Raw genomic sequence first — 18,463 nt, 5'->3', positions numbered from 1 at the left:
ACAAACATCGATTCCAGCGAAAGCGCTCCTCCATGAATGTTGATCTGCACTGTCACAGCACGGCCTCCGATGGCGCCCTGTCGCCGTCGACCCTGGTCGCCCGGGCCTTCGATCACGGGGTGCAAGCACTGGCGCTGACCGACCACGACACCATCGAAGGCCTGCCAGAGGCCCGGCAGGCCTGCCATGCACGAGGGATGCGCTGGATCAGCGGGGTGGAGCTTTCCTGCACCTGGGGTGGTGCGACCATCCATGTACTGGGCTATGACTTCCCGCTCGATGCGCCGCCGCTGCTGGCGGCCATCGAAGCTTTGCACCGGGGGCGCTGGCTGCGCGCCGAGGAAATCGACAAGCGGTTGGCGGCCAAGGGCATGCCCGGCGCACTCGACGGTGCGCGGGCGGTGCAGCAAGAACTGGGTGACAGCGGCAACGCTCCCGCGCGTCCGCACTTTGCCGAGTTCCTGGTGCGTGCGGGCCACGTCAAGGACCGCGGCGAAGCGTTTCGCAAGTGGCTTGGCGCCGGCAAGCTGGGCGACGTCAAGCTGCATTGGCCGACGCTTGAGGAAACCGTCGCGACCCTGCGCCAGTCCAATGCCTGGGTGAGCCTGGCTCATCCCATGCATTACGATCTGACCCGCAGCAAGCGCAGAAGGCTGATAGCAGACTATATTCAGGCAGGCGGGCAGGCACTTGAGGTGGTCAATGGGATGATGCCGGCCGAGCAAGTGGGCACGATGTCCATCCTTACCCGAGAGTTCGGCTTGCTGGCGAGCGCCGGCAGTGATTTCCACGGCCCTGGCACCTGGGGCGAGATCGGTGCCTACCGGCCATTGCCCGAGGACCTGCCACCTCTGTGGCGCCGATTCAGCCATGAACAGCCTTTGGCGGTATGAACAGGACGACTACGTGAGCCAATTTTTCCAGATTCATCCGGAGAATCCGCAGCCGCGGCTGATCCGCCAGGCGGTTGAGATCATCCGCAAGGGTGGCGTGGTGGTCTATCCGACCGACTCGGCCTATGCCCTGGGTTGCCAGATTGGCGACAAGAGCGCGGTGGAGCGGGTGCGACGCCTGCGTGGCCTGGACAAGAGCCATAACTTCACCCTGATGTGCTGCGATATGTCCCAGCTCGGTCTTTACGCCAAGGTCGACACCGGTACTTTCCGCCTGCTCAAGGCCCATGTGCCCGGCCCCTACACGTTCATACTCAATGGCACCCGCGAGGTGCCACGTCTGCTGCTGCACGAAAAGCGTCGCACCATCGGCCTGCGGGTACCGGATCACGCGATCACCCTGGCCCTGCTTGCCGAGCTGGGCGAGCCACTGATGAGCGTGAGCCTGATCCTGCCAGGTGACACCGAGCCGATGACCGACCCGTACGAGATTCGCCAGCGACTGGAGCACCATGTCGACCTGGTCATCGATGGCGGTTTTGGCGACCTCAAGGCTTCCACCATCATCGATCTGTCCGGCGAGTCGCCTGAGCTGATTCGCGAAGGCTGTGGCGACCCAGCGCCGTTCATGGTCCACGCGTGAGCCAAGTAGACGCACCGCAGGCACAGGTCAGCGAAGTCGCGTTGCCCCAGCAATTGCAGCTGGCGCTGGTCTATGGTGAAGCACTTACAGAGATGCCGGTGGACCTCTATATCCCGCCGGATGCGCTGGAAGTCATCCTCGAAGCCTTTGAAGGCCCGCTGGACTTGCTCCTGTACCTGATCCGCAAGCAGAACATCGACATCCTCGACATCCCGGTAGCCGAGATCACCCGTCAGTACATGGGTTATGTCGAACTGATGAAGAGCGTGCGCCTCGAGCTGGCCGCCGAGTACCTGGTGATGGCCGCAGTGCTGGCCGAGATCAAGTCGCGCATGCTGTTGCCGCGCTCGTCGGAGGTCGAGGAAGAAGAGGGCGACCCGCGCGCCGAACTGATTCGCCGTCTTCAGGAGTACGAGCGCTTCAAGGCCGCTGCCGAAGGCATCGACGAGCTGCCGCGGGTTGGCCGCGATATCGTCGTGCCGCGCCTGGACGCCCCCCAGGCCAAGGTGCGCAAGCTGTTGCCCCAGGTCAGCCTGGAGGAGCTTCTGGTGTCCATGGCCGAGGTCATGCGCCGCAACGACCTGTTCGAAAGTCACCAGATCACCCGCGAGGCCCTGTCTACCCGCGAACGCATGAGCGAGGTGCTGGAGCGCCTCAAGGACGGTGGCTTCGTGCCATTTGTCGAATTGTTCGGCGCCGAGGAGGGCAAGCTGGGTGTGGTGGTGACGTTCATGGCGATTCTGGAGCTGGTCAAGGAATCGCTGATCGAACTGGTGCAGAATGAGCCTTTCGCCCCGATCCATGTCCGAATGCGGGCCGAAACTGTCGAAGAATCCGATGAATCTGAATGACCCACGCGACTTGGCGTCGCTGATCGAGGCGTTTTTGCTGGCCTCGGGCAAGCCACAATCCCTGGAACGCTTGTATGAACTGTTCGAAGAGGCCGAGCGCCCCGAACCCAAGGTGTTCAAGAAGGCCCTGGAGGTGCTGGGCAAGTCCTGCGCTGGCCGTGCATTCGAACTCATGGAGGTGGCCAGCGGCTACCGCCTGCAGATTCGCGAGGACTTCGCGCCCTGGGTAGGGCGGCTGTGGGAAGAGCGCCCGCAACGTTATTCCCGTGCGTTGCTGGAAACCTTGGCATTGATCGCTTACCGCCAGCCCATCACCCGTGGCGAGATCGAGGATGTGCGGGGTGTGGCGGTGAACAGCAATATCATCAAGACCTTGATGGAGCGGGAGTGGATACGCGTGGTCGGCTACCGTGAGGTGCCCGGTCGACCAGCGATGTTCGCCACCACCAAGGGATTTCTCGATCACTTCAATCTCAAGAGCCTCGAAGAGCTGCCGGCGTTGGCGGAGTTGCGCGAGATGGAGCCTGCACCCTTTCTGGACCCCGACGATGCGCCAGTGCCAGCGCATTTGCAGGCGTTGGCCGATGCCAGCCTGGGTGAGGAAGCGGTTGTCGAGCCGAAGGAAGAGACCAGTTTCCGCAGCTTGTTGGTGGAACTCGATGCCATGGAGGAGGGGTTGAAGACTGACTTCGAGGATTTGCGTGAGGAAGAGGGCAAGCTCGAACCCTGAAGTCGTCTGCGCTGACGCCACCGCTGGCAAGCCTCGGGTCCCGTGTCGTTGCCGACTTGCCGGCAATCAGGCAGCTTCGGTCAGCGCATAAGCCATTGGGCAGAAAACCCACTGCGCTACAGTGCGCTCGCGTCCGGAACCGCGTATGATACGCGCCCTTTTGGCACGTTCGTCGCCAAACCCTGATTCATTCCTACACCGGGAGGTGCCCAGATGAGTGAGCAAGACCTGCAAGACAGCCAACCCACCCCTCCATCCGGCGAAAAGCTGCAGAAAGTGCTGGCGCGCATTGGCGTCGGCTCGCGCCGTGACGTCGAGGCCTGGATCAGCCAGGGCCGTATCAAAGTCAACGGCGTCGAAGCCACCCTCGGCCTGCGCGTCGACCTGCACGATGCGATCACGGTCGATGGCAAGCTGATCAAGCGCGAAGAGGCCGCCGAGGCCACTCGCCGGGTGATCATGTACAACAAGCCCGATGGCGAGATCTGCACCCGTGACGACCCCGAAGGTCGTCCGACCGTGTTCGATCGCCTCCCGCGCCCGAAAGAAGGCCGCTGGATCAACATCGGCCGTCTGGACATCAACACCACTGGCCTGTTGCTGTTCACCACCGACGGTGAGCTGGCCAATCGCCTGATGCACCCCTCCTACGAGATGGACCGCGAGTACGCAGTGCGTGTGCGTGGCGAGGTGGACGACGAGATGATCGAACGCCTCAAGGCCGGCGTGATGCTCGAGGATGGCCCGGCCAAGTTCACCGACATCCAGAAAGCCCCCGGTGGTGAAGGCTTCAACCACTGGTATCACTGCGTGGTAATGGAAGGGCGTAACCGTGAGGTACGTCGCCTGTGGGAATCCCAGGGCATGGTGGTCAGCCGACTGAAGCGCGTACGTTTCGGCCCGGTGTTCCTCAATTCCGACCTGCCGATGGGCCGCTGGCGCGAAATGACCCAGGGCGAAATCGACATCCTGGCCGCTGAAGTGGGCCTGCAGCCGGTAGCGCTGCCAGCCATGAACCTCAAGGCCAAGGACAAGATGGAGCGCATGCAGCGCAAGTCGACCCGTCCACTGGGCCGCAACGAGCGCGTACGCAACCTTCGCCCGGCGCACGAGGGCAGCGCTGCCGAGCGTCCTGCGCGTCAGCCACGTGAAGAAGCCCCGCGCAAAGGCAGCCGCGGCAGCACTGTCGCCGAGCGCCCGAGCGAGATGCGCAAGCGTCCTGCAAGGCCGGAAGGCGACAAGCCAACCGGGCGCGGTCGTGGCAAGCCGCGTGGTTGATCTGCACTGCTGATCAAAGAGCCAGCCTTCGGGCTGGCTTTTTCATGTCTGCACGATGCGGCCGCGCCATGCAACGCTCAGCCAAGATCTTGAACGAAAAGAAATTTTCCGACGACTGGCAAGTTTTCAAACCGCCTTGTAAAGAAAATTGTACGAAATCATCCGATTTCCCTGACCGTCACCTTTTTCTGTAAACAGAACTTGCCGACAAGCACCTCCTCGAACCTGCCCTGTCCCCGCCGGCCTATTGCCCAAACCCCCGCCCCACGCTGATATAGCGAGCATTGCCGCGTGCAAGAAGCCCCTCCGCAGAGCTGGGCATACAGAACAACAAATGGAGGCGCCATGTACGCCGATCACCTCGCCTTTGAAGGCCTACACCACAGGACCGGTGCGTTTTTTTCCCAGGAAACGACGCAACGCGTTGACGCCTGCGCGTTCGCGGGGGTATACAGTGCGCCGCGTTTTACCTGTGACCCTTATGCGTACCGCGCACTCTTGGCCACGCCCGGCTGATCCGCCCCGGCGGAGCCTGTGTCCAAGAAACCCAAGGTAACCACCTTGCCCCATTCCGCTGCGCCACGAGCGCGGTGGGTCCGATTCCGTCACAGATAAAAACAATGCAGGTGACTTCGTTCATGAGTGGACAAAACATGCATTCAGGCGAGCTCAAGCGGGGCCTGAAGAACCGCCATATCCAATTGATCGCCCTCGGCGGCGCGATTGGTACCGGTCTGTTCCTCGGCTCGGCAGGCGTGATGAAATCCGCCGGCCCGTCGATGATCCTTGGCTACGCCATCTGCGGCTTCATCGCCTTCATGATCATGCGCCAGCTCGGCGAAATGATCGTCGAAGAGCCGGTGGCCGGTTCGTTCAGCCACTTTGCCCATAAATATTGGGGGGGCTTCGCCGGTTTTCTGTCGGGATGGAACTGCTGGGTGCTGTACATCCTGGTCGGCATGTCGGAGCTCACCGCGGTTGGCAAGTACATTCACTACTGGTGGCCGGAGATCCCGACTTGGGTCACGGCAGCGGGCTTCTTCCTGCTGATCAACTTCATCAACCTGATGAACGTCAAGGTATTCGGTGAGGCCGAGTTCTGGTTCGCAATCATCAAGGTCGCGGCGATCGTCGGCATGATCGGCCTGGGTGCCTATCTGTTGACCAGCGGCAGCGGCGGCCCCGAGGCCTCGGTGACCAACCTGTGGGCGCATGGCGGCTTCTTCCCGCATGGCGTCAGCGGCCTGGTGATGGCCTTGGCATTCATCATGTTCTCCTTCGGTGGCCTGGAAATGCTCGGTTTCACCGCGGCCGAGGCCGACAAGCCGAAAACCGTCATCCCCAAGGCGATCAACCAGGTCATCTACCGCATCCTGATCTTCTACATCGGTGCGCTGGTGGTCCTGCTGTCGCTGACCCCTTGGGACAATCTGGTCGCCAGCATCGACGCCTCTGGCGGCAGCTACGGCAGCAGCCCGTTCGTCCAGGTGTTCTCGTTGCTGGGCAGCGATGTGGCTGCGCACCTGCTGAACTTCGTGGTACTGACTGCAGCGCTGTCGGTCTACAACAGCGGTACCTACTGCAACGCCCGCATGCTGCTGGGTATGGCTGAGCAGGGCGATGCACCTGCGGCGCTGGCAAAGGTCGACAAGCGCGGTGTGCCGGTTCGTTCGATTCTGGTTTCGGCGGCGGTGACCTTGATCGCCGTGCTGCTGAATTACCTCATTCCGCAGAATGCGCTGGAGCTGTTGATGTCGCTGGTGGTCGCGACCCTGGTGATCAACTGGGCGATGATCAGCTACTCGCACTTGAAGTTCCGCCAGCATCTGGATCGCACTGGCCAAAGGCCGCTGTTCAAGGCGTTGTGGTACCCCTATGGCAACTACATCTGCCTGGCTTTCGTGGTGCTGATCCTGGGCGTCATGCTGCAGATTCCTGGGATCCAGGTGTCGGTGTACGCGATTCCGGTGTGGCTGGTGGTGATGTATGTGTTCTACGTAGCTAAGGGCAAGCGTGGGGCGCAGGCCGTCGGCGAGGCTGGGACCATTACCAAGTAACCGCCTGATGGCATGAATGAAAACCCGACATCCGGTCACAGGTGTCGGGTTTTTTGATGTCCGTCACTGCTTGTCAAGGGCGGTTTGCCGACGTTGAGGGTCGCTGCAGGCAACCCGCCCATCAGATCTGCTCCAGCAACCACCCGCGAAACGCTCGCAACGACGGCAGCGCCTCATTTCTCGGCGGGTAGATCAGGTAGTAGCTGCGTTGACTGGCAAAGGCGGTCCCTGGGCTGAAGAGCTCACCCTTGGCCAGTTCCTCCTCCACCAGGATTCTCGGCACCAGGCCGATGCCGATTCCGGCCCGTACCGCTTGGATCAAGTGTGAGGTCAGCTCGAAGCTGGGCCCCAGGCGCATGGCCCGGTGGGGTAGGCCATGGTGCGAGAACCATTCGCCCCAGGCGTGCGGGTTGTTGGCCACGTTAAGCAGCACTTCTTCACTGATCCGCGCCGGCTCCCAGCCTTGGGCGTCGTTGCCGGCTTCGGACGGCAGGATCACCACCAGCTCTTCGGCATGCAAGCGATGGCAGATCAGGCCCGGCAAGTCGTGGCTGGCCACGCCAATGGCCGCGTCGATCTCGCTGGTGTCGAAGTTGATCGCTTCGATGCGTGAATGTATATGCACCAGCATGCCTGGGTGCGCGCTGTAGAACGCATGCAGGCGAGGTAGCAGCCATTTCGAGCCGAAGGTGGGAAGGGTTGCCAGGCGCAGGGTGCCGACGCCGGACTGGTATGCCAGGGCCTGCAAGGTCGCGTTGCGGATGCGCCCCAACGCCTCGCTCAGTTCGCGCTGGTACAGGCGGCCAACGTCGGTCAGCTGCACCTGTCTGCCCTCGCGCCGGAACAGCGTCAGGCCAAGCTGCTGCTCCAAGGCCTGCACTTGCCGGCTGACCGCGCTCTGCGTCAGGGACAGCTCGGCGGCGGCACGGGTGTAGCTTTCATGCCGGGCGGCAGCTTCGAAGGCCAGGAGTAGCGACATCGAAGGGGTCAGGTGGCGGTAATTCATTCATAAAAGTCATCGATAGCGGCAGGATTATCCGTTTGCCCCTGGGGCGAAAGTACAGGAACATGGGCCTATTCGTCATCCGTGCATACAGCGAACCATGCCGGAAAGACAGGATTTCCGTGAATTAGCCCATATCAAGAGGCCATCCTTCGATGATCGCCCAGCTGCCCACCCGCGCGCCGGCCGCCAACTACCCCGAATTTCTCGAAGCCCTGCGCAGCAGCGGCTTCCGTGGCCAGATCAGTGCCGACTACGGCACGCGCACCGTGCTGGCCACCGACAACTCGATCTACCAGCGCCTGCCCCAGGCGGCGGTGTTCCCGATGGACGCCGACGACGTGGCGCGGGTCGCTACACTGATGGGCGAGCCACGCTTCCAGCAGGTCAAGCTGACCCCGCGGGGCGGTGGTACCGGCACCAACGGTCAGTCGCTGACCGACGGCATCGTCGTCGACCTGTCGCGTCACATGAACAAGATTCTGGAAATCAACGTCCAGGAGCGTTGGGTGCGGGTTCAGGCGGGGGTGGTCAAGGACCAGCTCAATGCTGCGCTCAAGCCCCACGGTCTGTTCTTCGCCCCTGAACTGTCCACCTCCAATCGTGCCACTGTCGGCGGCATGATCAATACCGACGCCAGCGGCCAGGGCAGTTGCACCTACGGCAAGACCCGCGACCACGTCCTGGAGTTGCACAGCGTGCTGCTTGGCGGTGAGCGCCTGCACAGCCTGCCGATCGATGATGCGGCGCTGGAGCAAGCCTGCGCCGCACCTGGCCGGGTCGGCGAGGTGTACCGCATGGCTCGCGAAATCCAGGAAACCCAGGCCGAGCTGATCGAAAGTACCTTCCCCAAGCTCAACCGCTGCCTGACCGGCTACGACCTGGCGCACCTTCGCGACGAACAGGGCCGCTTCAACCTCAACAGCGTGCTGTGCGGTGCCGAAGGCTCGCTGGGCTACGTGGTCGAGGCCAAGCTCAACGTGTTGCCGATTCCCAAGTATGCGGTGCTGGTGAACGTTCGCTACACCAGCTTCATGGATGCCCTGCGCGATGCCAATGCGCTGATGGCGCTCAAGCCATTGTCGATCGAGACGGTGGATTCCAAGGTGCTGATGCTGGCGATGAAAGACATCGTCTGGCACAGCGTGGCTGAATATTTCCCCGCCGACCCCGAGCGCCCGACCCTGGGCATCAACCTGGTGGAGTTCTGCGGCGACGAGCCAACCGAGGTCAACGCCCGGGTGCAGGCGTTCATCGAGCACCTTCAGAATGACACCAGTGTCGAACGCCTGGGCCACACCTTGGCTGAGGGGGGCGACGCGGTCACGCGGGTCTACACCATGCGCAAGCGCTCGGTGGGCCTGCTGGGCAACGTCGAGGGCGAAGTGCGCCCGCAGCCCTTCGTGGAAGACACCGCGGTACCGCCAGAGCAGCTTGCCGACTACATCGCTGACTTCCGTGCCCTGCTCGATGGCTATGGCCTGTCCTACGGCATGTTCGGCCATGTCGACGCCGGGGTGCTGCACGTGCGTCCGGCGCTGGACATGAAAGATCCAGCCCAGGCGGCGCTGGTCAAGCCGATTTCCGACGCCGTGGCGGCGCTGACCAAACGCTATGGTGGCCTGCTGTGGGGCGAACACGGCAAAGGCCTGCGCTCGGAATACGTGCCGGAGTACTTTGGTGAACTCTACCCGGCGCTGCAGCGCCTCAAAGGCGCCTTCGACCCGCATAACCAGCTCAACCCAGGCAAGATCTGCACCCCGCCGGACAGCGCCGAAGGCCTGACACCGGTCGATGGTGTGACCTTGCGCGGCGATCTCGACCGTACCATCAGCGAGCGCGTGTGGCAGGACTTCCCCAGCGCCGTGCACTGCAACGGCAACGGCGCCTGCTACAACTACGACCCCAACGACGCCATGTGCCCCTCGTGGAAGGCCACCCGCGAGCGCCAGCACTCGCCCAAGGGCCGTGCCTCGCTGATGCGTGAGTGGCTGCGCCTGCAAGGCGAAGCCGATGTCGACGTGCTGGCGGTGGCGCGCAACAAGGTGTCCTGGCTCAAGGGCCTGCCGGCACGCCTGCGCAACAATCGCGCCCGTCAGCAGGGGCAGGCGGACTTTTCCCACGAGGTGTACGACGCCATGGCCGGTTGCCTGGCGTGCAAGTCGTGCGCGGGTCAGTGCCCGATCAAGGTCAATGTTCCAGACTTCCGCTCGCGCTTCCTTGAGCTGTACCACGGTCGCTACCAGCGTCCGCTGCGTGACTACCTGATCGGCTCGCTGGAATTCACCATCCCGTACCTGGCTCATGCGCCAGGGATTTACAACGCGGTGATGGGCTCGAAATGGGTCAGCAAGCTGCTGGCCGATAAGGTTGGGATGGTCGACAGCCCGCTGATCAGCCGCTTCAACTTCCAGTCGACCCTGACTCGCTGCCGGGTGGGTGTGGCCAGCGTACCGGCCCTGCGTGAGCTCACCCCGGCCCAACGCGAGTGCAGCATCGTGCTGGTGCAGGACGCCTTCACCCGGTACTTCGAGACACCGCTGCTGGCATCGTTCATCGAGCTGGCCCACCGCCTGGGCCATCGGGTATTTCTGGCGCCTTACAGTGCCAATGGCAAGCCGCTGCATGTGCAAGGCTTCCTGGGCGCCTTCGCCAAGGCTGCGATCCGCAACGCTACCCAGCTCAAGGCGCTGGCCGACTGTGGCGTGCCGCTGGTGGGCTTGGACCCGGCGATGACCCTGGTCTACCGCCAGGAATACCAGAAGGTGCCTGGCCTGGACGCGTGCCCGAAAGTGCTGTTACCCCAGGAGTGGTTGATGGAGGTGTTGCCGGAGCAGGCTGTGGTCGCGCCAGGCACCTTCCGGCTGATGGCCCACTGCACCGAGAAGACCAATGTGCCGGCCAGCACCAAGCAGTGGGAGCAGGTGTTCGCCCGTCTGGGCCTGAAGTTGGTGACCGAGGCCACCGGGTGCTGCGGCATGTCCGGCACCTATGGGCATGAGGCGCGCAATCAGCAGACCTCGCGGACCATCTTCGAGCAGTCCTGGGCGACCAAGCTGGACAAGGAAGGTGAGGCGCTGGCGACCGGTTATTCGTGCCGCAGCCAGGTCAAGCGCATGACCGAGCGGCAGATGCGCCACCCGCTGGAGGTGGTGTTGCAGTACGCGCAGCGCTGATCCGCGGGCGCAGACGGGGCGCCTTCTTCGTGGATGAACTCACAACCATGGGCTGATGCGGCCCTTATCTGTGGGGTCGGCTTTGGCGCGAAGAGGGCGTTGGCGATTCAGGATGATCGCGGCATTTTGCGGGCTCGCCGCGCCTGTTGGTAAAGGTACAGGCTCAACGCAAGTCCGCAGCAGGACGCCGCCGCCGCGAACAGAAACATCGAAGCGAATCCGAACCCCGACGCCACAGCACCGACCAAGGGGCCGGTGATCCCCAGCGACAGGTCGATGAACAGCGAGTAGGCCCCCACCGCTGCGCCACGGTTGGCCGCCGAGACCTGATTGACCGCTTCCACGCCCAGCGCTGGAAACACCAGCGAGAACCCGAAGCCACTGAGGGCGGCGCCCGCCAGGGCCATTTCCGCGTTTGGCGCCAGCCACAGCATGAGCAGGCCCACGGTCTCCACCGAAAGACAGGCAATGGCCACCCGAAAACCACCAAGCCGGTTGATCATGTTGCCGAACAATAGCCGTGCGCAGATGAAGCTCGCGCCGAACAGGCTCAGGGTCAGTGCTGCGTTGGGCCATTGGCGGCTGGCGTAGTACAGGGTAATGAAGGTGGCGATGGTGCCGAAGCCGATCGAGCCCAGCGCCAGTCCGGAACCATGGGGGAAGACCTTGCCCAATACCCGCATGAACGGCAGGCGAACGCCACTGACGACAGGTGCGGCGCGCTTCGGCCAGGCCAGCAGCAAGCCGATGATGCCCAGCAATAGGATGCTCGCTCCCATGCTCCACAGGCCCAGGCTCTTGACCATCAGCACGCCCAGCGGTGCGCCGACGGCCAGAGCACCATAGCTGGCGATGCCATTCCAGGAGATGACCTTGGCGGTATGTTCGGCGCCGACCCGGCCAATGCCCCAGCCGATGGAGCCGGAGCCCACCAGGCTTTCAGCGCTGCCTAGTACCAGGCGGCCGACGAACAGGCAGGCAAGGCTCAACCACGGCAGGTCATTGAGGAAGGCGCAAGCCAGCATGAACACGCCGCTCAGGCCGCAGCCGAACAGGCCGTACATGACGGCCTTCTTGCTGCCGAGGTTATCGATGATGCGCCCGGCGGTGGGGCGGCTGAGCAGGGTGGCCAGGTACTGGACGCTGATCACCAGGCCGGCGACCACGGCGCTGAAGCCCAGGTCGTTATGCACATAGCCGGGCAGCACGGCCAGGGGGATGCCGATGTTCAGGTAGCCGATGAAAGTGAAGAGAACGATGGAGACGACTTGCTGGGTGACCGCAAGAGGTCGCGGTGAATCTGGCATGGGGGCCTTCGTGGCAGAGGTTCTGGACGGTGTGAAAACGCGATGACAAGGGTAGACCGCGGGTCAGCCGTTTTCACACTGTCGGAGGGCGTGCGCGGTTATTCCTGGTCGGCGCTGGATTTATCGTCGCCATCCTGCTCGACGCCAGGCGTCGGTTCGGTGTGGGCGGCAACGGATTGCTCTTCGGGGTTCAGGCTTGGGAAGGGAAGATTCGGGATTTCATGCATCTCGTCGTTCCTCGCAAGAGTGAGTGAAAAGACTGCGCCAGGCGCGTGAGTGGCTTCGAAAAGCTGGGGCAGGATACAGCACTCGGGATGACAGTTTGAACTTTTTGCCGGTCAACTGTCGGTTTTGCGGGCGGATATCGGGCGTTGAATCCAGGGCGCAGGCAGAGGCGCTGCGCCCCGCCGACAGGGTGGGCGTGCACTGCGTGGGTGTGGCCTTGCGTCGCGAAAGGGGGCAAGCGCCCCCCGCTTTTGGACGGCGTGCGGTTACTTGCGGCCTTCAGCCGTCTCGGCAACTTTGTCGGTGCGTGCGCACATGATGAAGTCGTTGCGATGCAGGCCTTTGATCGAGTGGCTCCACCAGGTCACGGTGACTTTGCCCCACTCGGTCAGCAGGCCTGGGTGGTGGCCTTCGGCTTCGGCGATTTCGCCGACAGCGTTGGTGAAGGCCAGCGCGTGCTTGAAGTTCTTGAACAGGAACACACGCTCCAGCTCCATGTGGCCGTCACGCACTTCGATGTTCCAGTCCGGGATCTCGCGAATCAGCTCCGCCAGTTCTTCGTCGGTCACTTTCGGCGCGTCGGCTCGGCAGGCTTCGCAATGGGCTTGGTTCAAGGCATTCATGGGTTGTTTTCCGGTTTGAGTTGTTATCGGCAAGGTCGCTCAGGCAGCGACCTTGGGTGGAAACTTCGGCGCATGCAGGCCCAGCTGCATGGCCTGGTGAACCATGCCCATGATGTCTTCATGGGCCAGGTCGAACAGGCGCTTGAGGTTGGGCAGCACGAAGTAGATCGGTTGCAGAATGTCGATACGATAAGGGGTGCGCATCGCTTCGATCGGGTCGAAGGCCTGGTGTTCTGGCTCGTCCGAGAGACTGTAGACGGTTTCTTTCGGCGAGGAGAGGATGCCGCCACCATAGATCTTGCGACCTTGCGGGGTTTCCATGAGGCCGAACTCGATGGTCATCCAGTACAGACGGGCTAGGTAGACGCGCTGTTCCTTGGTCGCGGCCAGGCCGAGCTTGCCATAGGTATGGGTGAATTCGGCGAACCAGGGGTTGGTCAGCAGTGGGCAGTGGCCGAAGATTTCGTGGAAGATGTCCGGTTCCTGCAGGTAGTCGAGCTCTTCCGGGGTGCGGATGAACGTCGCTACCGGGAAGCGCTTGCTGGCGAGCAGTTCGAAGAAGGTCTGGAAGGGGATCAGTGCGGGCACGCGGGCGACTTGCCAGCCGGTGGTGGCTCCCAGCACTTTGTTGATCTCGCCCAGTTGTGGAATGCGGTCATGCGGCAATTGCAACTGATCGATGCCGTCCAGGTATTCCTGGCACGCACGGCCCTCGATGACCTTCATCTGGCGAGTGATCAGTGTGTTCCACACCGCATGCTCTTGCTGCGGGTAGTCGATAAAACCGTGCGCATCGGGCTCGCGTGCCACGTACTGCGTCTGTTTCATGTGGCTCTCCTGGTAGGGCTTTTCTTGTTATGTCCACGACATACCCTAGGAATATCCCTTCAACCGCCCGATTGCACGGTGTGTCCTGGCTGCGACTAGCGCTTTTCGTCTCGTTGTTGTAACGATAATTTTACAAAATCAGCGCTTTGCCTGAAAATCCGCAGCGTCAGGCTGGAGAATTCGATGAATTTGTCAGCTTATCTTTACGACTTTTCCGCGCGTAGGTGAAAAACTTCGGCGCTTCGAGAGCTTTCATGCGTATCAAAGTCCATTGCCAAAACCGCATCGGCATCCTTCGGGACATTCTCAACCTGCTGGTGGAATACGGCATCAACGTGCTGCGCGGGGAGGTGGGGGGTGACCATGGCAACGCCATTTACCTGCACTGTCCCAACCTGATCAACCTGCAGTTCCAGGCGCTGAGGCCAAAGTTCGAGTCCATCGCCGGGGTGTTCGGGGTCAAGCGCGTGGGGCTGATGCCCAGCGAGCGCCGGCACATGGAGCTCAACGCGTTGCTCGGCGCATTGGATTTTCCGGTGCTGTCGATCGACATGGGTGGCAGCATCGTCGCCGCGAACCGCACCGCTGCACAGCTGCTGGGGGTGCGGGTCGATGAGGTGCCTGGCATGCCATTGGCACGCTACGTCGAGGATTTCGACCTGCCGGAGCTGGTGCGAGCCAACAAATCGCGTATCAACGGCATGCGCGTCAAGGTCAAGGGCGATGTATTCCTGGCTGACATCGCGCCCTTGCAGTCCGAGCACGATGACAGCGAGGCGCTTGCCGGTGCGGTGCTGACCCTGCATCGCGCCGACCGTATCGGCGAGCGCATCTACAACGTGCGCAAGCAGGAGTTGCGTGGCTTCGACAGCATCTTCCAGAGTTCACGCTTGATGGCTGCGGTGGTGCGTGAGGCGCGGCGCATGGCGCCGCTCGATGCGCCCCTGTTGATCGAGGGAGAGACCGGAACCGGCAAGGAGTTGCTGGCCCGTGCCTGCCATCTGGCCAGCCCGCGTGGCCAAGCGCCGTTGATGGCACTCAATTGTGCCGGCTTGCCGGAGTCCATGGCGGAGACCGAATTGTTCGGCTACGGGCCCGGCGCTTTCGAGGGCGCGCGGGCCGAGGGCAAGCTTGGGCTGCTGGAGCTGACGGCGGGCGGCACGCTGTTCCTCGACGGGGTAGGGGAAATGAGCCCGCGTCTTCAAGTGAAACTGCTGCGTTTTCTGCAGGACGGGTGTTTCCGTCGTGTTGGCAGCGATGAAGAGGTGTACCTGGATGTCCGGGTCATCTGTGCAACCCAGGTGGATTTGTCTGAATTGTGCGCGCGCGGCGAGTTCCGCCAGGACCTCTACCACCGCCTCAACGTGCTGTCGTTGCATATTCCGCCGCTGCGTGAGTGCATGGACGGGCTGGAGGGCTTGGTGCAGCATTTTCTCGACCAGGCCAGCCGGCAGATTGGCTGTGCGATGCCGCGTCTGGCGCCAGCGGCGATGGATAAGCTCGGCCACTATCATTGGCCAGGCAACGTGCGGCAATTGGAGAACGTGCTGTTCCAGGCCGTGTCGTTATGCGAGGGCGGGGTGGTGAAAAGCGAACATATTCGTTTGCCGGACTATGGCGTGCGCCAACCGTTGGGTGAGTTTTCCCTGGACGGGGACCTTTCGCAGATTATCGGGCGCTTTGAAAAAGCCGTACTGGAAAGTTTGATGGCCGAATACCCAAGCAGTCGGGCATTGGGAAAACGACTGGGGGTTTCGCACACGACGATTGCCAATAAGTTGCGTGATTATTCGCTCAACAAGTCGGGTGAATAGTCAAGAACGCGAAAGGGCCCCAGTGGGGCCCCATTCCAGCTCGCAACGCCAGAGAAACTTAGCCGTTAGAGCAACCGTTACCCATCACACGGTATTCGAGAACGTGCTTCTGGCCCTTGGAGTCCTCGTAGGTCATGCGGGCAGGTACTACTTCGCAGACATTAGGCACTTCGCTCATGGAGATCACGCGGGCGATGTCCAGGTGCTGCGAGTAACTGTATTGTTCAACCGGAATCTGCTCGGCCTCTTTTGCAACTTCGCCCGCCATCGCTGCGCTGCAAACAACACTGCCAAGTACCAATGCCAGTAACGCTTTCATTTTCATTTTACCTTTCTAAGGTCGTGAGGGGGTGCGCGGCGCTTTTGGCGCCGCGAGTACAGCTAAGTTTCAACTATCAGTTAGAGGGAGATTAACAGTTGCCTTCGTGGGGGCTGTTACCAGTAGTTAATCGCCTTGCCGTTGTTGGCGAGGTGAAGTTTATGCCCAGGTAGTGGGGTGAAACAGAGCGTGTTTTGATAAAGTTTTTTTGCCTTTTGACAGAATCTGTAACAATCCCTGGGCAACCTCCTTGGTTTTTTCCTCTGGCAGGGCCGCCGGGCGCGGGCTAGAGCGTTTGTGAAAAAACCTTCAGGGGAAATCGGGCCCCGCTACTACCAACGTCGAATGGCTTTTGCCGCTCTGGTACAGTTACAAACGAATCCATACAACAACAACTATTACACCGAGGTAACACAGATGAGTGCGGCTCCACTGTATCCCGTTCGTCCCGAGGTTGCGGCCACTACCCTGACCGACGAGGCCACCTACAAGGCCATGTACCAGCAATCGGTGATCAACCCGGACGGCTTCTGGCGTGAGCAGGCCCAGCGAATCGACTGGATCAAGCCTTTCACTAAGGTCAAGCAGACCTCTTTCGACGACCACCACGTCGATATCAAATGGTTCGCCGACGGCACTCTGAACGTTTCCTCCAACTGCCTGGATCGCCACCTCGAAACGCGCGGCGACCAGGTGGCGATCATCTGGGAGGGCGACGACCCTTCCGAACACCGCAACATCACTTATCGCGAACTTCACGAGCAGGTGTGCAAGTTCGCCAACGCTCTGCGCGGCCAGGACGTGCACCGTGGTGACGTGGTGACCATCTACATGCCGATGATTCCAGAGGCGGTGGTGGCCATGCTGGCGTGCGCCCGTATCGGCGCCATTCACTCGGTGGTGTTCGGCGGCTTCTCGCCGGAAGCGCTGGCCGGGCGCATCATCGACTGCCGCTCGAAGGTGGTGATCACCGCCGACGAAGGTGTGCGCGGTGGCCGTCGCACGCCGCTCAAGGCCAACGTCGACCTGGCCCTGACCAACCCCGAAACCAATAGCGTGCAAAAGATCATCGTATGCAAGCGCACCGGTGGCGACATCGCCTGGCACCAGCACCGCGATATCTGGTACGAAGACCTGATGAAAGTGGCCTCCAGCCACTGCGCGCCGAAGGAAATGGGGGCCGAGGAGCCGCTGTTCATCCTCTATACCTCGGGTTCCACCGGCAAGCCCAAGGGTGTGCTGCACACCACCGGCGGCTACCTGGTGTATGCCGCACTGACCCATGAGCGCGTGTTCGACTACCGCCCGGGCGAAGTCTACTGGTGCACCGCGGACGTCGGTTGGGTCACTGGTCACAGCTATATCGTCTATGGCCCTCTGGCGAACGGTGCCACTACCCTGTTGTTCGAAGGCGTGCCGAACTACCCCGATATCACCCGCGTGTCGAAGATCGTCGACAAGCACAAGGTCAACATTCTTTACACTGCGCCTACCGCCATCCGCGCGATGATGGCCGAAGGGCAGGCCGCGGTGGAGGGCGCCGATGGTTCCAGCCTGCGCCTGCTCGGTTCGGTGGGCGAGCCGATCAACCCGGAAGCCTGGAACTGGTACTACAAGACCGTTGGCAAAGAGCGCTGCCCGATCGTCGATACCTGGTGGCAGACCGAAACCGGCGGCATCCTTATCAGTCCGCTGCCAGGGGCTACCGGCCTCAAGCCCGGTTCGGCGACCCGTCCGTTCTTCGGGGTGGTGCCCGCGTTGGTGGATAACCTGGGCAACCTGATCGAGGGCGCCGCCGAGGGCAATCTGGTGATCCTCGACTCCTGGCCGGGCCAGTCGCGTTCGCTGTTTGGCGATCACGATCGCTTCGTCGACACCTACTTCAAGACTTTCCGAGGCATGTACTTCACCGGCGACGGTGCGCGTCGCGATGAAGATGGCTACTACTGGATCACGGGGCGCGTGGATGATGTGCTCAACGTGTCCGGGCACCGCATGGGTACCGCCGAGATCGAAAGTGCGATGGTTGCCCACTCCAAGGTCGCCGAGGCGGCGGTGGTGGGGGTGCCGCATGACATCAAGGGGCAGGGCATCTATGTCTATGTCACCCTCAATGCGGGCATCGAGCCCAGCGAGCAACTGCGTCTGGAGCTCAAGAACTGGGTGCGCAAGGAGATCGGTCCAATCGCTTCGCCGGATGTCATCCAGTGGGCGCCAGGGCTGCCGAAGACCCGTTCGGGCAAGATCATGCGCCGTATCCTGCGCAAGATCGCTACCGGCGAGTACGACGCGCTGGGTGATATCTCGACACTGGCCGATCCAGGGGTGGTGCAGCACCTGATCGACACCCACAAGTCGATGAGCCTGGCTTCAGCGTAAATCGTGCAAAGGCCGGCTCGCCGGCGATGGGGCCGCTCTGCGGTCCTTGTGAACAATAAAAACCCCGTCCGGGCAACCGGCGGGGTTTTTGCTTTACTTACATCCTGTTACCCGACTTTCATCGGTAACCCTCTTTGTCACCGATTTCGCACAAGGTCGGGGCAAGAAGAAACAGGTTCGTGCGGTTTTGGTGCATTTGCGTAGGCATTTTTTGCAAGTCGGCACGCTGCACTTGCCGTACTACAAGGCTTTGCCAATAATAGGCCCGGTAATTGCTAGGTCAATAGGTTCTATTCCTTGCGCTTTTGCATATTTTGCAATGGCTGTCAACATCGCT

15 protein-coding genes are annotated in these 18,463 nt (G+C 61.8%); 9 read left to right on the top strand and 6 right to left on the bottom strand.

Going from position 1 to position 18,463, the window contains the following annotated elements; translation table 11 throughout:
* Window positions 1-32 precede the first annotated feature (32 nt).
* The 6 genes from VXM67_RS19805 (at window position 33) to VXM67_RS19780 (ending at window position 6,452) form a co-directional block, all read left to right on the top strand.
* Window positions 33-893 (top strand): PHP domain-containing protein, encoded by an 861-nt coding sequence (locus VXM67_RS19805; protein ID WP_023381615.1) that lies wholly within the window; start codon window positions 33-35, stop codon window positions 891-893.
* Window positions 894-906: 13 nt separating this feature from the next.
* A complete protein-coding gene (locus tag VXM67_RS19800) occupies window positions 907-1,536 on the top strand; it encodes an L-threonylcarbamoyladenylate synthase (RefSeq protein ID WP_023381614.1) in 630 nt (209 codons plus the stop codon).
* A 125-nt stretch (window positions 1,537-1,661) separates the two neighbouring features.
* On the top strand, window positions 1,662-2,387 hold the full coding sequence (locus VXM67_RS19795; protein WP_162144471.1) for a ScpA family protein: 726 nt from the start codon (window positions 1,662-1,664) through the stop codon (window positions 2,385-2,387).
* Window positions 2,374-3,117, top strand: coding sequence for an SMC-Scp complex subunit ScpB (scpB, locus tag VXM67_RS19790; RefSeq protein WP_023381612.1), 744 nt, complete (start codon window positions 2,374-2,376; stop codon window positions 3,115-3,117). The genes VXM67_RS19795 and scpB overlap by 14 nt, the downstream gene beginning before the upstream one ends.
* A 213-nt stretch (window positions 3,118-3,330) precedes the next feature.
* The gene (rluB, locus tag VXM67_RS19785; protein WP_023381611.1) at window positions 3,331-4,395 is read left to right on the top strand and encodes a 23S rRNA pseudouridine(2605) synthase RluB; all 1,065 of its coding nucleotides are present in this window, start codon (window positions 3,331-3,333) and stop codon (window positions 4,393-4,395) included.
* 638 nt (window positions 4,396-5,033) lie between these two features.
* Window positions 5,034-6,452 (top strand): amino acid permease, encoded by a 1,419-nt coding sequence (locus VXM67_RS19780; RefSeq protein WP_162144470.1) that lies wholly within the window; start codon window positions 5,034-5,036, stop codon window positions 6,450-6,452.
* A gap of 121 nt (window positions 6,453-6,573) precedes the next feature.
* Here VXM67_RS19780 and VXM67_RS19775 read toward each other — a convergent pair whose 3' ends face one another.
* Window positions 6,574-7,458: a LysR substrate-binding domain-containing protein gene (locus VXM67_RS19775; protein WP_023381608.1), complete on the bottom strand. Its 885-nt coding sequence runs from the start codon at window positions 7,456-7,458 to the stop codon at window positions 6,574-6,576.
* A 152-nt stretch (window positions 7,459-7,610) separates the two neighbouring features.
* Here VXM67_RS19775 and VXM67_RS19770 point away from each other — a divergent pair, with 152 nt between their 5' ends.
* A complete protein-coding gene (locus VXM67_RS19770) occupies window positions 7,611-10,631 on the top strand; it encodes an FAD-binding and (Fe-S)-binding domain-containing protein (protein WP_367237336.1) in 3,021 nt (1,006 codons plus the stop codon).
* A gap of 107 nt (window positions 10,632-10,738) precedes the next feature.
* Here VXM67_RS19770 and VXM67_RS19765 read toward each other — a convergent pair whose 3' ends face one another.
* The 4 genes from VXM67_RS19765 to phhA form a co-directional block, all read right to left on the bottom strand.
* Window positions 10,739-11,938 carry an MFS transporter gene (locus VXM67_RS19765; RefSeq protein WP_287168340.1) on the bottom strand — a complete coding sequence of 400 codons (1,200 nt, stop codon included), beginning with the start codon at window positions 11,936-11,938 and terminating at the stop codon, window positions 10,739-10,741.
* Between the two features lie 98 nt (window positions 11,939-12,036).
* Window positions 12,037-12,165: a hypothetical protein gene (locus VXM67_RS19760; RefSeq protein WP_023381605.1), complete on the bottom strand. Its 129-nt coding sequence runs from the start codon at window positions 12,163-12,165 to the stop codon at window positions 12,037-12,039.
* 264 nt (window positions 12,166-12,429) lie between these two features.
* On the bottom strand, window positions 12,430-12,786 hold the full coding sequence (locus VXM67_RS19755) for a 4a-hydroxytetrahydrobiopterin dehydratase (RefSeq protein ID WP_003254532.1): 357 nt from the start codon (window positions 12,784-12,786) through the stop codon (window positions 12,430-12,432).
* 39 nt (window positions 12,787-12,825) lie between these two features.
* Complete coding sequence (gene phhA / locus VXM67_RS19750; protein WP_023381604.1) at window positions 12,826-13,614, bottom strand: phenylalanine 4-monooxygenase; 789 nt, start codon at window positions 13,612-13,614, stop codon at window positions 12,826-12,828.
* 254 nt (window positions 13,615-13,868) lie between these two features.
* Here phhA and VXM67_RS19745 point away from each other — a divergent pair, with 254 nt between their 5' ends.
* A complete protein-coding gene (locus VXM67_RS19745; protein ID WP_367237335.1) occupies window positions 13,869-15,428 on the top strand; it encodes a sigma-54-dependent transcriptional regulator in 1,560 nt (519 codons plus the stop codon).
* A gap of 58 nt (window positions 15,429-15,486) precedes the next feature.
* Here VXM67_RS19745 and VXM67_RS19740 read toward each other — a convergent pair whose 3' ends face one another.
* The gene (locus VXM67_RS19740) at window positions 15,487-15,747 is read right to left on the bottom strand and encodes a DUF2790 domain-containing protein (RefSeq protein ID WP_023381602.1); all 261 of its coding nucleotides are present in this window, start codon (window positions 15,745-15,747) and stop codon (window positions 15,487-15,489) included.
* 417 nt (window positions 15,748-16,164) lie between these two features.
* On the opposite strand from VXM67_RS19740, the gene acs reads away from it, so the two are divergent.
* Window positions 16,165-18,126, top strand: a complete 1,962-nt coding sequence (acs, locus tag VXM67_RS19735) for an acetate--CoA ligase (RefSeq protein WP_023381601.1) — start codon at window positions 16,165-16,167, stop codon at window positions 18,124-18,126.
* Window positions 18,127-18,463 lie beyond the last annotated feature (337 nt).

Origin of the sequence: Pseudomonas sp. Rh2 (genome assembly GCF_040762985.1) — a bacterium.
Classification (GTDB): domain Bacteria; phylum Pseudomonadota; class Gammaproteobacteria; order Pseudomonadales; family Pseudomonadaceae; genus Aquipseudomonas; species Aquipseudomonas taiwanensis.
The sequence above is the reverse complement of the archived record's forward strand: the minus strand, read 5'-3'. Positions and strand labels throughout refer to the sequence as shown.

Excerpts from the sequence above, each read along its gene's own strand:
- VXM67_RS19805 (WP_023381615.1), top strand. The coding sequence starts at position 33 with ATGAATGTTGATCTGCACTGTCACAGCACGGCCTCCGATGGCGCCCTG.
- acs (WP_023381601.1), top strand. The coding sequence starts at position 16,165 with ATGAGTGCGGCTCCACTGTATCCCGTTCGTCCCGAGGTTGCGGCCACT.
- VXM67_RS19780 (WP_162144470.1), top strand. The coding sequence starts at position 5,034 with ATGAGTGGACAAAACATGCATTCAGGCGAGCTCAAGCGGGGCCTGAAG.
- phhA (WP_023381604.1), bottom strand. The coding sequence starts at position 13,614 with ATGAAACAGACGCAGTACGTGGCACGCGAGCCCGATGCGCACGGTTTT.
- scpB (WP_023381612.1), top strand. The coding sequence starts at position 2,374 with ATGAATCTGAATGACCCACGCGACTTGGCGTCGCTGATCGAGGCGTTT.
- VXM67_RS19760 (WP_023381605.1), bottom strand. The coding sequence starts at position 12,165 with ATGCATGAAATCCCGAATCTTCCCTTCCCAAGCCTGAACCCCGAAGAG.
- VXM67_RS19765 (WP_287168340.1), bottom strand. The coding sequence starts at position 11,938 with ATGCCAGATTCACCGCGACCTCTTGCGGTCACCCAGCAAGTCGTCTCC.
- rluB (WP_023381611.1), top strand. The coding sequence starts at position 3,331 with ATGAGTGAGCAAGACCTGCAAGACAGCCAACCCACCCCTCCATCCGGC.
- VXM67_RS19755 (WP_003254532.1), bottom strand. The coding sequence starts at position 12,786 with ATGAATGCCTTGAACCAAGCCCATTGCGAAGCCTGCCGAGCCGACGCG.
- VXM67_RS19775 (WP_023381608.1), bottom strand. The coding sequence starts at position 7,458 with ATGAATTACCGCCACCTGACCCCTTCGATGTCGCTACTCCTGGCCTTC.
- VXM67_RS19745 (WP_367237335.1), top strand. The coding sequence starts at position 13,869 with ATGCGTATCAAAGTCCATTGCCAAAACCGCATCGGCATCCTTCGGGAC.
- VXM67_RS19770 (WP_367237336.1), top strand. The coding sequence starts at position 7,611 with ATGATCGCCCAGCTGCCCACCCGCGCGCCGGCCGCCAACTACCCCGAA.
- VXM67_RS19740 (WP_023381602.1), bottom strand. The coding sequence starts at position 15,747 with ATGAAAGCGTTACTGGCATTGGTACTTGGCAGTGTTGTTTGCAGCGCA.